The 15,634-nt window shown below is 37.4% G+C and carries 11 protein-coding genes; 7 read left to right on the top strand and 4 right to left on the bottom strand.

Features of this window, described 5'->3' with window-relative positions:
• Window positions 1–73 precede the first annotated feature (73 nt).
• The 6 genes from IR022_RS12350 (at window position 74) to IR022_RS12375 (ending at window position 10,780) form a co-directional block, all read left to right on the top strand.
• On the top strand, window positions 74–1,204 hold the full coding sequence (locus tag IR022_RS12350) for a glycoside hydrolase family 105 protein (RefSeq protein WP_194203915.1): 1,131 nt from the start codon (window positions 74–76) through the stop codon (window positions 1,202–1,204).
• Window positions 1,205–1,332: 128 nt separating this feature from the next.
• On the top strand, window positions 1,333–3,219 hold the full coding sequence (locus tag IR022_RS12355; RefSeq protein ID WP_242053236.1) for a glycoside hydrolase family 97 protein: 1,887 nt from the start codon (window positions 1,333–1,335) through the stop codon (window positions 3,217–3,219).
• A gap of 118 nt (window positions 3,220–3,337) precedes the next feature.
• Window positions 3,338–5,488, top strand: coding sequence for an alpha-glucuronidase family glycosyl hydrolase (locus IR022_RS12360; RefSeq protein WP_194203917.1), 2,151 nt, complete (start codon window positions 3,338–3,340; stop codon window positions 5,486–5,488).
• A gap of 113 nt (window positions 5,489–5,601) precedes the next feature.
• Complete coding sequence (locus IR022_RS12365; RefSeq protein WP_194203918.1) at window positions 5,602–7,566, top strand: hypothetical protein; 1,965 nt, start codon at window positions 5,602–5,604, stop codon at window positions 7,564–7,566.
• 520 nt (window positions 7,567–8,086) lie between these two features.
• On the top strand, window positions 8,087–9,280 hold the full coding sequence (locus IR022_RS12370) for a glycoside hydrolase family 76 protein (RefSeq protein ID WP_194203919.1): 1,194 nt from the start codon (window positions 8,087–8,089) through the stop codon (window positions 9,278–9,280).
• A 27-nt stretch (window positions 9,281–9,307) separates the two neighbouring features.
• Window positions 9,308–10,780, top strand: coding sequence for a glycoside hydrolase family 125 protein (locus IR022_RS12375; protein ID WP_194203920.1), 1,473 nt, complete (start codon window positions 9,308–9,310; stop codon window positions 10,778–10,780).
• A 90-nt stretch (window positions 10,781–10,870) separates the two neighbouring features.
• Here the strand turns inward: IR022_RS12375 and IR022_RS12380 are convergent, their stop codons facing one another.
• Genes IR022_RS12380 through IR022_RS12395 form a run of 4 tightly spaced genes read right to left on the bottom strand, consistent with a single transcriptional unit; the run spans window position 10,871 to window position 13,492 of the window.
• On the bottom strand, window positions 10,871–11,986 hold the full coding sequence (locus IR022_RS12380) for a DUF4252 domain-containing protein (RefSeq protein WP_194203921.1): 1,116 nt from the start codon (window positions 11,984–11,986) through the stop codon (window positions 10,871–10,873).
• Window positions 11,983–12,498, bottom strand: a complete 516-nt coding sequence (locus IR022_RS12385) for a hypothetical protein (protein ID WP_194203922.1) — start codon at window positions 12,496–12,498, stop codon at window positions 11,983–11,985. Before IR022_RS12385 ends, IR022_RS12380 begins: the two co-directional genes overlap by 4 nt.
• On the bottom strand, window positions 12,488–12,991 hold the full coding sequence (locus tag IR022_RS12390; protein ID WP_194203923.1) for an RNA polymerase sigma factor: 504 nt from the start codon (window positions 12,989–12,991) through the stop codon (window positions 12,488–12,490). Before IR022_RS12390 ends, IR022_RS12385 begins: the two co-directional genes overlap by 11 nt.
• 33 nt (window positions 12,992–13,024) lie before the next feature.
• Entirely contained in the window at window positions 13,025–13,492 is a 468-nt protein-coding gene (locus IR022_RS12395; RefSeq protein ID WP_194203924.1) for a DUF4252 domain-containing protein, read from the bottom strand.
• A gap of 215 nt (window positions 13,493–13,707) precedes the next feature.
• Between IR022_RS12395 and guaA the strand changes: the two genes are divergently transcribed.
• Complete coding sequence (guaA, locus tag IR022_RS12400) at window positions 13,708–15,225, top strand: glutamine-hydrolyzing GMP synthase (protein WP_194203925.1); 1,518 nt, start codon at window positions 13,708–13,710, stop codon at window positions 15,223–15,225.
• Window positions 15,226–15,634 lie beyond the last annotated feature (409 nt).

Genomic DNA, 15,634 nt, shown 5'->3' on the forward strand with positions numbered 1-15,634 from the left:
GATGTTAAATATTTTCCCGTTGACGAGTAGATAGCGCTTGTTTACTCGTCAACTATTTATAAAAGAAAAAACAATGAAGAAAACACTTCTGGCAATTTTTTGCTTTTTGCAAGCCACTCTTTTTTTGACAATGGCTCAAAGCGGAGATTTGAAAAATTTTCCGAAAGGAACAGATCCGCTCGATGTAGGTCTGAGAGTATCTCAACGATATGTATCAGAGCCATTCAGAAACTTTGATGGTATAAAATCACCTCCCAATGAAGTAACTTATCCCGAAGTCTGCGCTTGGTTTGGAGCTTTGAAGTTTGCAAATGTCTCAAAAGACAAAAAACTCCTGAGACAACTCGAAGAGCGATTTTTTCCCCTCTTGGGAAGTCAAAAACACTTGATGCAAAAGCCCGATCATGTTGATCATACTGTTTTTGGATCAGTGCCTTTACAGCTATATATGCAAACGGGTAATGAATTGTATTACTATATAGGGATTGATTTCGCCGATCGTCAATGGCAGATGCCTGAATCGACCAAACATGCTGAACAATATCAGAATTTTCTAGACAGGGGTTTATCGTGGCAGACTCGTTTTTGGATCGATGATATGTTTATGATTTCTACCATTCAGAGTCAAGCATATCTGGCTTCGAAAGATAAGATATATATAGATAGAGCTGCCTATCAAATGACAGTCTATCTGGACTCGATACAACAGCCCAACGGATTGTTTTTTCATGCAAAAGAAGCTCCTTTTTTCTGGTGTAGAGGAAATGGGTGGATGGCAGCAGGTATGGCAGAACTATTAAAGAATTTGCCAAAAGACAATTCCGACCGTCCACGCATTCTGAGAGAGTATCAGAAAATGATGGAAACTCTTCGTAAATATCAGAATGAAGAAGGGTTATGGGGGCAACTGGTAGATCAGCCAGACGCTTGGACGGAAACTTCGGGGTCAGCAATGTTTACCTATGCTATTATTACAGGCGTGAAAAACGGTTGGCTCGATTCGAAAATTTATGCACCCATTGCACGTAAAGCGTGGATTGCTCTGAATACATATATCAATATAGATAACGATCTGCGAGAAGTTTGCATGGGAACCAATGTAGGTAACAGCAAAGAATATTATCTGGCTCGTAAACGAATTGTAGGAGACCTACACGGCCAAGCTCCTATACTGTGGTGTGCAACAGCTTTACTAGAAAAATAGGTCGTTGACCTTTTTATTAAAAAACACAATAGATGAAAAATTTACTATTATCAAAGAAATCATTTTTGATTTTATTCTCATTATTAGCCTATTGCTCTTTAGGAGTAGTAAGTCTATTTGCTCAAAAAATGGAATTAAAATCTCCAAGTGGAGAAATTAAAGTTTCGCTTAATGTAAAGGACAAAATTTATTATTCGATTGATTATAATAACGATCCATTGCTAAACGGTTGTTATCTGCAATTGGCTTTGGATACTGAAATTTTAGGTGAAAACCCTAAACTTGCAGGACAAAAACGAAGTGTGATTAATGAAAATATTAATCCCGTTGTGCCTCTTAAATACTCGACAGTAAGTAACAACTGCAATGTGTTGTTACTGAATTTTAAAGGAGATTATTCAGTTGAATTCAGAGTTTATAATGATGGAGTGGCTTATCGCTTTATTACCAATAAAAAGAAAGAATCTATCATAAGAGGTGAAGATTTTGTGATTAATTTTCCTTCTGACTATTTAGCGCATATGCAACAACCGGGCGGGTTTAAGACTGCTTACGAAGAAAAGTACACACATGTGCCCACTAGTAAATTTGTTTCAGAAGAGCGAAAAATGGCGGTTTTGCCAATGTTACTTGATACTAAGAAGCAATATAAAATACTGATCTCAGAATCTGACGTAACCGATTATCCATGCATGTTTCTTACTGCAACAACGGGTAATGGCATGCGATCGACTTTCCCTAAAGCTCCGCTTGAATTTGGTGAAGACGGAGACCGTAGCTTAAAGATTCTGAGAGAAGGCGATTATATTGCCAAAACAGCAGGTAAACGCAGTTTCCCTTGGAGATACTTTGTAATAACGAACGACGATAAACAATTGCTGGAAAATACAATGACTCTGAAACTCGCACCTAAGAGTCAATTGCAAAATACATCATGGATCAAACCCGGACAAGCTAGCTGGGAATGGTGGAATGATGCTTCTCCTTACGGACCTGATGTGAATTTTGTTGCAGGCTATAACTTGGATACCTATAAATATTATATTGATTTTGCATCCAAATACGGCATCCCTTATATTATAATGGATGAAGGTTGGGCAATGAGCACGCATGACCCTTATACCCCTAATCCCAAAGTGGATGTACATGAAATTATCCGTTACGGAAAAGAAAAAAATGTAGATGTTATCCTTTGGTTGACATGGTTGGTAGTAGAGAACAATTTTGACTTATTCAAAACATTCAAAGAGTGGGGAGTGAAAGGTCTTAAGATCGACTTTATGGACAGAAGCGACCAATGGATGGTAAACTATTATGAACGAGTAGCGAAAGAAGCTGCCAAAAACGAATTGCTTGTCGATTTTCACGGATCGTTCAAACCAGCCGGATTAGAATATGCTTATCCCAATGTAATATCATACGAAGGTGTGCGTGGTATGGAGCAAATGGGCGGCTGCTATCCCGATAACAGCATCTATTTACCTTTTATGCGTAATGCCGTCGGACCGATGGATTACACACCCGGAGCAATGATAAGTATGCAGCCCGAAGTATATAAAGCCGAGCGCCCTAATGCAGCAAGCATCGGTACACGTGCCTATCAATTGGCTCTGTTTGTAGTATTCGAAAGCGGAATTCAGATGTTAGCCGATAACCCTACGCTTTATTATCGCAATGACGATTGTACCCGTTTTATCACAAAGGTTCCGACCACTTGGGATGATACAAAAGTACTCGAAGCCAAAGTAGGCGAATATGTTATTGTAGCTAAGCGCAAAGCTGATAAATGGTTTATCGGAGGTATGACTAATAATAACGAGAAAGAAAGAACTTTTGAAGTAAGCCTCGATTTTCTGAATGATGCAAAATCGTATCAAATGACATCTTTCGAAGACGGTATTAATGCAGGACGTCAGGCAATGGACTACAAGATGAAAGAATCTTCGGTTAAAAAAGGAGAAAAGATAAGCATCAAAATGGTACGTAATGGTGGCTGGGCGGCTGTGATTCAATAATGGTTAGATTTATGACGTGCTTCACGGTAGAGACTCTGCCCTGCCCGTAAAATAATAAAAGCCTAACAGGGGATGGGGTAGAGCTCCACCCCTATAAACAAGGACTTAAACAGAAAACATGAAAAAGACAATATTAACCTTTCTGCTATTGTGTTGTGTACACTTCACTTTTGCGGAAAGCGGATACGAATTGTGGTTACGTTATCACAAAATTGATAATCCAACTCTTTTGGAAAAATACCAAAGTCAGAATAAAGGAATTGTTTTTCCAGCTAATTCCGACAGGCTTAAAGCTGCCAAGAAAGAACTAGACTTAGGACTGAAAGGATTATTAAACATTGATTTGGCGGATTCTCAAAGTCTGACTTCGGGAGGTTTATTAATCGGAACACCTCAATCTTCGGATTTGATTACCCGATCGACTTATGCTAAAGAAATAAACGCACTCGATCCCGAAGGATATATAATCCGCACAGCAAATATAGATGGGAAACAGGTAACACTTGTTGCTGCGAAAACAGATATAGGAGTCCTTTATGGAGTATTCCATTATCTGAGATTGATGCAAACAAATCAGTCGTTAGATGAGCTGTCAATCACCGAAGAGCCTAAATTGCAACTGCGGGTATTAGATCATTGGGATAATCTGAATGGTACAATAGAACGTGGATATGCAGGGTACACCCTTTGGGATTGGGCACGCCTTCCCAACTATAAATCGCCTCGCTATACCGATTATGCACGTGCGAATGCCTCTATTGGAATAAATGGAGCAGTACTAAACAATGTCAATGCGAATGCCAAAAGCCTCCGTGCCGAATGGATTATAAAGGCTGCTGTTTTAGCCGATGCCTTTCGTCCTTATGGTATAAGAGTATATTTGACAGCACGTTTCAGTGCCCCTAAAGAAATTGGCGGATTATCTACTGCCGATCCTTTAGATCCTCAGGTTAGGCAATGGTGGAGAGATAAGGCGAAAGAAATATACGAATACATTCCCGACTTCGGAGGTTTTTTGGTGAAAGCCAATTCCGAAGGTCAACCCGGTCCTCAGGATTATGGTCGCACCCATGCCGATGGAGCCAATATGATGGCTGAGGCACTCGAACCATACGGAGGTGTGGTATTCTGGAGAGCCTTTGTTTATCAGAACGAAAGGCATATAGACCGAGTGATGAATGGTTATGAAGAGTTTAAACCATTGGACGGAGCTTTCAATAAAAATGTATTTGTGCAACCTAAGAACGGACCGATCGATTTTCAACCCCGTGAACCCTTTCATCCATTATTCGGAGCAATGCCTAAAACAGCCTTAGCACTTGAGTTTCAGATAACACAGGAAAATTTAGGGCATGCAGGACATCTAGTATATCTAGGCTCACTCTTTGAAGAAACACTACAATCAGACACCTATGAAAATGGTAAAGGATCGACTGTATCGAAAGTACTTCAAAATTATAAAAAGACACATGGAATATCGGGAATTGCCGGTGTACCCAATACAGGAACTGATATTAACTGGACAGGACATTTGTTCGGTCAAGCCAACTGGCATGCTTTCGGACGTTTGGCATGGAATCCCGATATGACATCGAAAGATATGTCGGAAGAGTGGATACGAATGACATTTTCTAATGACAAAAAGGTGATTGCTCCTATACAGAAAATAATGTTGATGTCACGGGAGGCGGCAGTTAATTATATGACACCTTTGGGATTGAATCATATTATGAACTACGATACTCACAATGGTCCCGAACCTTGGCACGACGATCCGGTTTGGAGTGCATTTGATTATCACAAAGCAAGCGAATCGGGTGTAGGGGTAGATCGTACCCATACAGGAACGAATGCAGTAGGGCAATATCATCAACCATTGAGCAATCAATTAGATGATGTGAAAACCTGTCCGCCTCAATTTTTATTGTGGTTTCATCGGGTTGCATGGGATTATAAAATGCCATCGGGCAATACCCTTTGGAATGATTTAGTAGCACATTATTATCTGGGAGTGGATGAAGTTCATCAAATGCAGTCAATCTGGAATACATTGGAGAAAGATATGGATGATGAGCGTTTCGTTCATGTGAAATCGTTACTCGAATTGCAAGAACAAGAAGCTGTATGGTGGAGAGACGGATGTGTATTGTTTTTCCAACAATATTCAAAACTGCCTATTCCTGCGAAATATGATAAACCAAAACATTCATTAGATTATTATAAGCGGATTCCTTATCCATATAATTGGAAAGAATCGCAATATAAATAACACAGTTGTAGGGGCGTATTGCATACGCCCAATTATAGAATGTTTCTATTTTTTTCGGGCTTATGCAATACGCCCCTACGCTATTATCTGCAATAACTTTAAAAAGTAACAATATGAAAACCTCACAATATATACTGTGTATTCTCCTTTTTATAGGGGTGCTTTTTAGTCTGCGAGGACAAGACGCAAACGGAAACGACCCTTTCCGGACTTCTCCTCAGGGAACATTCGAACAAAGGCGGCAACAATATATAGACTATTGTTCAAAAGAAGGAGATACCGAGGGGCAAGGCGGAAGAACAATTATTTTCAAAGAAATAACCCGTGTTGCAGGAGGACTTCCTATTGATGAAAAAAAGGTACAAGAAACATTGGATGTAATTTATTACAACAGAGATTGTAATGACTTTACATTAAACGGACTGCTTCGTTTGGAGTATCAGAATCGGGAAAAGCCAATCCTGTCAAAAGAAATGAATGGCAAGGTAGAAGATTGTATTCTCGATTTCAAATATTGGTGGGATGATGCAAGACGTGATACTACCTACAAATGTTATCATACCGAAAACCATCAGGCATTGTATCATACTGCCGAATTGCTGGCAGGTCAATTGTATAAAGACAAGATTTTCAAAAATGGAATGACAGGGCAACAACATATGGATCATGCAAAAGAACGTTTGGTTCGTTGGCTCGATTTTCGTTTTCGTTTCGGATTCAGCGAGTGGCTTTCTGCCACTTATTACGATGTAGAAGTTCTTTTGCTGTGTAATTTGTATGATTATGCCGAAGATCCACTGATTAAATCGAGAGCGGGATTAGTTTTGGATATGTTGATGTTCGACCTGGCACTTAATAATTACAAAGGAGTGTTAGGTGCAACAACAGGGCGAATTTATGCACCTACGTTGCTTACGTATGAAAATCCTATTTCACCTGTCATGAAACTTGTTTTTGGAGTAGGGCAATATTTACCCCGTCATATTATGGGAAGCACTGCACTTGTGACCAGTAGCTACAGATGCCCCCAAGTAATAGAGAAAATTGGAACCGATTATTCGGTAAGAATGCGTAACCGCCAACGGAATAGTATTGAAGTAGCGGATGCTCCTAAATACGGGCTTTCGTATGACAGCGAGCTTGATACTCATTTATTCTGGGGTATGCAGGAGTTTATTCATCCTCTGGCTATACGTATGTCTAAACATATTTCGGAGACACACGATGCTTGGCCTTATCGCGATTACGACCGTTATATTAAAATTTACGATGATCAGATTGCTAAGTATGGAAAGGTGACGACTCCTGATCTCGATCGCTTTGCTCTGTCGGAAGCCAATATCGAAACATACCGCACACCCGATTATATGATCAGTTGTGCATCTGATTTTCGTCCCGGAGCAATAGGTTATCAGCAGCACCCGTGGCAGGCTACTTTGGGCAATAAAGCATTGGTATTTACCAATCATCCCGGATCGGAACACCTGAACGTTACACCTAATTATTGGGCAGGTAATGCCGTATTGCCTCGTGCAGCACAACATAAAAACGTAGTTGTATGTATTTATAATACTCCCGAAACCGAGAAAATACATTTCACACATGCTTATGTACCTAAAGATGCTTTTGATGAGGTTATCGAAAAAGGCTCTTGGGTATTTGCTCGAAAAGATGATGGATATATTGCTATCTATTCGCAGCATCAAACCCGATGGAAAGCCAATGATGAAGGTGTAATAAACGATCTGATTGCCGATGGTTTACAAAATATATGGATTTGTGAGATGGGTTCTAAACAAGAATCGGGAAGCTTTGCCAAGTTTGTAACCACTATCTCAAAATCAAAGGTTGTAACCAATAGTCTGGATGTTGCTTATAATTCGCCCTCACAAGGTAAAATTGAATTTGGTTGGACGTCTCCATTTAAAATAAAAGAGAAAGAAGTTTCCTTAAAAGGCAATTATCGTTACGATAATCCATATAGTAAAACGCTTTTCAATAGCCGCAAAATGGAGATTACAAAAGGAGGAGAAACTCTTATTTTGGATTTCGAGAATGGTAAGCAATCAATAAAATAGATATGTCCTCATAGAGATTATATGATAGAAGCATGTACAGTGCGCTCTTACAATAATTATAGCGATGAGTCTTTTTCTAGCTCGGTAGGCTCGATTTTTCTAGCTGTGAGATAATTAGATTTTTGATGCTGAATCAAAGTGCCAATTAGAAAGAAGGAGATACATGTCACTTTTATTACTTCTGTAACCTTTTTTAGATTTATGTTGTGATGGACAGTAATTTAGAAAAGGTTACAAAGTTACATACTAAGGCTCGCTAATTATTACCTTTGTTTACTAAGGTATATATAGTTGTTAGCTTATTGTATAATTTAATTGAGAAAGTAAGATAAAGGATATTACAATATCCTATATGTGAAAAATTCATATAGAGTGATATTTAATTTTATTTGAACAATAAACCTTTTTATCTTAGCTTCCGAGTTTATTAATCAGCTATTATAATTTATGATCTCAAAAGAGATAACAGTTAACCATTGTATTGAAAAATATTAGCAAAGAATCTTTAATAACAATAACCATGTTAAAACATACCTTAAAATACTTGTTCTTGGTTTCTTTAGTTGTTTTTGCAGTTTCATGTAAAAAGGAAGCAGCGAGGCCAACCAATATAAATTTAGAAAGAGCACAAGAAACATTAGAATCATTATATTCTCATTACTCGGTAGATAGTACTAATCTGCTTAGAGAAACATACCCTTTCAATGATAAGTATTCAGCCACCTATCTGGCATCGGCAGAGCAGGCAGATGTACCTAATGCTTATTCTTATCTCTGGCCTTTTTCTGGAACTTTTTCGGCTGTAAATGTATTGCTGGAAACATCGGGAGATAATAAGTACAAAGAAGTATTGGACTCTAGGGTATTGATGGGGCTGGAAAAGTATTTCGATACTTCAAGAACTCATTATGCTTACTCTTCCTATATTAGTGAAGCCCCACAGTCGGATCGATTTTATGATGATAATGTTTGGTTGGGGATCGATTTTACAGACATATACATGTTGACCAAAGAAGAAGCTTATTTGAAGAAAGCAAAACTCATATGGGATTTTGTGATAAGTGGAAGTGACGACAAACTTGGTGGAGGTATCTATTGGTGTGAACAAAAAAAGGAATCGAAAAATACATGCTCAAATGCTCCGGGAGCTGTTTTTGCTCTTAAGCTCTTTGCGGCAACCAATGATAGTACTTATTTCTTGCAAGGAAAGAACTTGTATCAGTGGACTAAAGAAAGTTTACAGGATTCTACAGACTATTTGTATTTTGATAATGTAAAACTGAATGGAGATATTGGTAAAGAAAAATATGCTTATAATAGCGGGCAGATGATGCAGGCTGCTGCATTATTATATAAGCTGACCCACGACAAACAGTATCTGGCAGATGCTCAAAATATAGCTAAATCTGCGTATAATTATTTTTTCGAAGATTTTAAAGATGAAAAAGGAGAACAATTTAAGCTTCTGAAAAAAGGAGATGTGTGGTTTACGGCAGTTATGCTTAGAGGTTTTATAGAACTTTACGAGATAGACAAAAATCCTTTGTATCTTGATGCCTTCAAAAAGAATCTCGATTATGCATGGAATCATGCTCGTGACGAGAAAGGTCTGTTTGATAAAGATTTGAGTGGGAGAAAGAAAGATGAATCAAAATGGTTGCTTACACAAGCTGCAATGATAGAAATGTATGCCCGTTTGGCTGCAACAAAATAACCGAAATATAATATAAATAAACAAAACATGGTCGTAAAGAGAAATCTAACAAAAAAAGTATTAGGATTGTGCATGTTGTCTGCTGTCTCAATAGGCAGTATCCATGCTTCCGATTTGGGAGTAAAAGCCGAAACGGCAGTAGTGAGTGATAATACAAAAGTATATGTAACCAATCGTCCCAACCCTTCGGAGAGATTATTTGAGTCGTCGGCTGTCGAAAATGAAATAATTCGTATTAAGAAATTGTTGAAAAATGCACGTTTAGCGTGGATGTTCGAAAACTGTTTTCCTAATACATTAGATACTACAGTCCATTATCGAGTACAGGATGGTAAGGATGATACTTTTGTTTACACAGGAGATATTCATGCTATGTGGTTACGTGACTCTGGAGCACAGGTGTGGCCTTATGTTCAGTTGGCAAATAAAGATCCAAAACTGAAAAAAATGTTGGCAGGAGTAATCAATCGTCAGATGAAAAGTATCTTGATTGATCCATATGCGAATGCCTTCAATGACGGTGCAGATCCTAACGGGCATTGGATGAGTGATCTGACGGATATGAAGCCCGAACTTCACGAGCGTAAATGGGAGATAGATTCTCTTTGTTATCCTATCCGCTTAGCTTATTTCTATTGGAAAGTTACGGGCGACACCAGCGTGTTTGATGCTGATTGGGTAAAAGCAATAGAGCTTGTATTACAGACATTTAAGGAGCAACAAAAGAAAGACGGAGTAGGTCCTTATAAATTTATGAGAGTAACCGAACGTCAGCTAGATACCATGTCTAATGATGGATTGGGCAATCCTGTAAAACCAGTAGGTTTGATTTCCTCGGCTTTCCGTCCATCGGATGATGCTACTACATTTCAGTTTCTGATACCTTCTAATTTCTTTGCAGTAACATCGCTACGTGAGGCTGCTGAGATTCTTACAGAGGTCAATAAAAATAAAACTTTGGCTAATGAATGTACTGCTTTAGCGAATGAGGTAGATACTGCCTTACAGAAATATGCAATTAATAATCATCCTAAATATGGAAAAATTTATGCATTTGAGGTAGATGGTTTTGGTAATCAACTGTTGATGGATGATGCAAACGTACCTAGCTTATTGGCTTTGGCTTATCTGGATGCAGATCGTATTAATGACCCCATTTATCAGAATACAAGAAAATTTGTATGGAGTGCCGATAATCCTTATTTCTTCAAAGGTACAGCTGGTGAAGGTATTGGCGGACCTCACATTGGTTATGACATGATCTGGCCAATGAGTATTATGATGAAAGCATTTACTAGCCAGGATGATGCGGAAATTAAAGAATGTATCAAAATGCTGATGGCTACAGATGCAGGTACGGGCTTTATGCACGAATCGTTCCATAAAAATGATCCTACAAATTTCACCCGTTCTTGGTTTGCTTGGCAAAATACATTGTTTGGTGAGCTTATACTTAAACTGGTTAATGAAGATAAAGTAGACCTGTTGAATAGCTTATAAAGAAGCATGTCTATCATAAAGAACGAGTTCCATTTCTTATATGAAATGGAACTCGTTGTATTAAATATTTTGTTGACGGAGTTATAATTTTTAGTTTGCTTTGCGGGCTTCAGCTTCCTTCGCTCTTTCTTCTGCCCTTTTAGCCCTTTCATCTGCTCTCTCTTCTGCTCTCTTAACTCTTTCCTCGGCTCTCTTTTCAGCTCTTTTAGCTCTTTCCTCGGCTCTTTTCTGAATTTCTAGTGCTCTCTTTTGAGCATCCTCGGCAATCTTTTGAGCTTCCTTATTTCTCTTTTGTGCTTCTTTGATTCTTATATTCAACTCAGCTTCGCTTAGTCTGGTAGAGGTGTTTGTATTTATAGTGGTATTAATATTCATATTAGTATTGTGTTTGTTGGCAATATTCTTGATATCCTGAATAGAAAAGTTTCCCAAGAATCTGATAATAGTTGCATCGGCTCCATCTTGTGTTATCATCAGCATCTCAGAGCTTTGATTCGACTTATTCTTTTTTACATAAAAAGCAGTTTTAGAATCCTCGTCTTTAATTAGCATTAGAGTTTCGTAATCTCCACCTTTTAATAACCCTTCTGACGCACTGGTTAATCGTTTCGAAGCAAGCTCTTCTTCTGCTGTATATATTTCAAGAGATTCTAATTTGCTTGCAATGTTTCCTATATCTACACCCGGCATATCCATATTGGGCATCATACCCAGCATCGATTTTGAAATATATACGACTTGAACTCCTTTAAGATTAGATAAACGGGAGAAGAGGTCATCATTGTTTTGTGGAGTTTCATTTATGGTATAAGAATATGTGTGATTGTTTTCTCCCTTTGATGTTTCACTTTTAACGTAGGCATAGGTATTTCCTTGGTTAGTATCACTCACCACAATATTAATAGAGGGTTGAGAAGGATTCACTGTCAGATTTTGAAAATCCAAACTCTCCAGATTAGATAGATTTTCAAGGTCGCCAAGATCTACCCAATTTAGTTGGTTTTCCATATTTGCAAGGCTTTCGCTAATTTCAACCTTCATGGCATCCATATCTAGGTCAATAGCGGGGATGCTTGGTGGTATCTTAGCCAGCTCACTAAATATCTCTGCTTGCAAATCATCCATGTTTATTACAATTTCAGATTGTGCCTTGCTAAGTGAAGTCACAGAGACTGCGATAAATATTAATACTATTAGCCTTTTCATAACTGTACGTCTTTATCTATGATATCGTTTACTTTTTCGATTTGTTTAATGCCCTTATTGAGTTTGCCAGATACAAGTAGTAACGTTTTCTGAGTTTCCAGATATGCCTCTTCCGGATTTGAATAGGTGTCTACAAGCATTTTATTGTTGTTTCCGTTGTTTCCAAAGTGTGCAAAGATACCTGCTGATAAAATAATCAGTACACTGGCAGCTATACTCATTGCCCATCTCACAGATTTACTAAGGTGCCTTGTTGGCAAAGTAATATGAGATGTTTTATGGCTTTCTTCTTCTGCTAAATTGTCAATCAGTGTATTTAGTCTTTCCTCTAAATGTGCAGGTACATTGTTTCGGTGAGCCGAATATAGCTTAAGAAATATTCTTCTTTCGTCCTCCATATCCTTGGGAACACTTTCTGTTTCAAAAAAATCAGAGAGTATTTTCTCTTCCTCTTTCGAAGTCTCTCCTTCATAAAATGAATGAAGTAGGCTCTTTATATCTTTAATGTCCATAATTGTAACTATTAAAAAGTTCCTTGATTTTTTTTCTGGCTCTCGACATCAATACTCTTACATTTACACTTGTCAAGCCCATTATTTCCTCAATTTCCTCATTCGAATAATCATCAAAGTGTCTTAGTTTTATAATCTTCCGCTGCTGTTCAGGTAAAAGATCTATTATAGTTTCTATATGTTTAATTTCATCAACGGTTTCTATTTCGTCCGAAAGTACCATACTGTCTGATATTACAGTATCTTCTGTTGATTGAAATAGATGTTTCTTTTTTGCTCTTAAAAAATCGAGACATAAATTACGGAGCAAAATTACACAATATGCCTCACTGTTTGTTACATCTCTTAATTCATCCCGTTTATTCCATAATTTTATGTAAGCTTCCTGTACAACATCTTCGGCATCGCAAGCATCCTCAAGAAGTCTGTACGCAACTCTATACAGCTTTTGATGATAGGGAATATATTTCTCTTTAAATGTTACAGCATCCATTTACTATGGAATATTTACTTGCTAATGTTTTTACTAGTTCCTCTTTGTTCCTCCGTATTCTTTCTTTATATCAGCTAAATCGCTTAGCTTAAAATTACCTTTTAGCCTGATTATGGTAGGATCGTTTACGGTGATTATAATTAATTCTTTAACCTTGCCTTTTTTACTTTTCGACATTATCAGCACATTATCATCATCGTCCTTTACTTTCATTAATACTTCATAGCCTTCTATCTCCAGATTTTCTATTTGTTCAGCAAATTGAAGCTTGGTATCTCTAGAACAACTTTCGAGATCGAGTACAGACATTGAGTTGATCTTTTTATTGAAATCTTTACTGCCCCAATTCACTATTGTTAATGATGAAAATAGAAATTTTCTCAGATTGACGTTTTCTGCATGCGGAGTTTTAGAAAATTCGGAAATAATATCCTCCAAAGTCTTACCTGAAGCCGAAAAACTAAGTATAAATGAGAATAAGTATATAATTGCTTTTTTCATAATGAATCTCTCTTTATACTAAAGACGTAACAAGAGAATAAAATGTTACAGCCCTCAAATATAAAATTTAATAATAATCTTTTTATCTTTGTATGCATAAAAGAATTAAGGTGCTAAACCTTTCTATTGCTTTGGTAAATGTATCAACCAAAGATTGTTACTGACTAAAAAAGTGATATTCTTTTATTTACCATTACTTAAATAACTATTCTCCTATGCTCGAAAAGATTATTATCCTCGATTTTGGCTCACAAACCACCCAATTAATTGGTCGCCGTGTTCGCGAACTGAATACATACTGCGAAATAGTTCCTTATAACAAGTTTCCTAAAGACGATGCTACTGTAAAAGGTGTAATCCTTTCAGGTAGTCCTTTTTCTGTAAACGATAAAGATGCATTTAGTGCCGATCTATCAGAAATCAGAAAGAAGTATCCAGTATTAGGTATTTGTTATGGAGCACAATTTTTAGCGCATACATCAGAAGGAAAAGTCGAAAAAGGCGATTCTCGTGAATATGGTAGAGCACATCTTGTGTCTATTGCCAAAGATCCATTATTTGATGGTATAGCTAAAGATTCGCAAGTGTGGATGTCTCATGGAGATACTATAACCGTATTGCCTGAGACTTTCGATATAATAGCAAGCACAGAAGATGTAAAAGCTGCTGCTTATAAAATACAAGGAGAACAAACTTGGGGAGTACAATTTCACCCAGAAGTATTTCATACAGTAGATGGAACTAAGTTATTGAATAACTTTTTGAATATCTGTGGTTGCAAAAAAGACTGGACTCCGGCTTCATTCATTGAATCTACCGTTGCCGAACTTAAAGCTCAGCTAGGTGATGATAAGGTTATACTGGCACTGTCGGGAGGAGTTGATTCCTCTGTAACAGCAGTATTACTAAACAAAGCAATTGGAAAAAACCTGACATGTGTATTTGTTGATCATGGTTTGTTACGTAAAAATGAATTCGAGAGAGTTCAAAAAGACTATGAGCACCTAGGCTTGCATGTTATAGGAGTTAATGCAAAAGAAAGATTCTACAAAGCATTAGCAGGTGTTGCTGATCCCGAAGAGAAGAGAAAGATTATAGGAAAAGGCTTTATAGATGTCTTCGATGAAGAAGCTCATAAGCTGAAAGATATAAAATGGTTGGGACAAGGTACTATCTATCCAGATATTATTGAATCGCTTTCAATAACAGGCACAGTAATTAAGTCACACCATAATGTAGGTGGACTTCCTGAAAAGATGAACCTGAAACTGGTAGAACCTTTGAAGTTGTTATTTAAGGACGAAGTTCGTCGTATTGGTTTAGAGTTAGGCATGATGGAACATCTTATCAAACGCCATCCATTTCCAGGGCCGGGTCTTGGTATCCGTGTTTTAGGAGATATTACTGCCGAAAAGGTAGAGATACTTCAAAATGCTGATGACATCTATATAAAGATGCTGAACGATTATCACCTATATGATAAGGTGTGGCAAGCAGGAGCAATCCTTCTACCCGTAAAATCAGTAGGAGTAATGGGAGATGAGCGTACTTATGAATTTACAATCGCACTTCGTGCAGTAACCTCTACAGATGCTATGACTGCCGATTGGGCACATTTACCCTATGAGTTCCTTGCTAAAGTCTCTAATGAGATTATCAATAAGGTAAAAGGAGTGAATCGTGTAGTATATGATATATCATCTAAACCACCTGCAACTATAGAGTGGGAGTAAACAGATGTTCTATATATAATAAGATAATAAGAAAGAGAAGCAGACCATAAAGTCGGCTTCTCTTTCTTTATAGATGTCGATTCTATTGGTTTTATTAAGATAAAAGGATTTTTTATCCATTTTGTAAATCTTTGATGTTAAATTTTCAGCCTCAAAATTTACCTTTTTTGCTTCTGTGATTGTAGTGTTGGTCAAGCTTTCGATGTTTTGAAAAAAACTTTCAAAATAAATCATGTTGTAAAACACTGTTTAAATAGCAGTTAAGCAAAAACGCGAAAAAACTTTCAAAAATAGTATATAAATTATTTGGAGTGTATTATAAAAGGGACTACTTTTGCACTCGCTTTACAACCGAGAGATGGTTGTTACCAGAAGCAAAAAGAAGCGATCATTGACAAGGTTATACATA

Source organism: Dysgonomonas sp. GY617 (assembly GCF_015233815.1).
Taxonomy (GTDB): Bacteria; Bacteroidota; Bacteroidia; order Bacteroidales; family Dysgonomonadaceae; genus Dysgonomonas_A.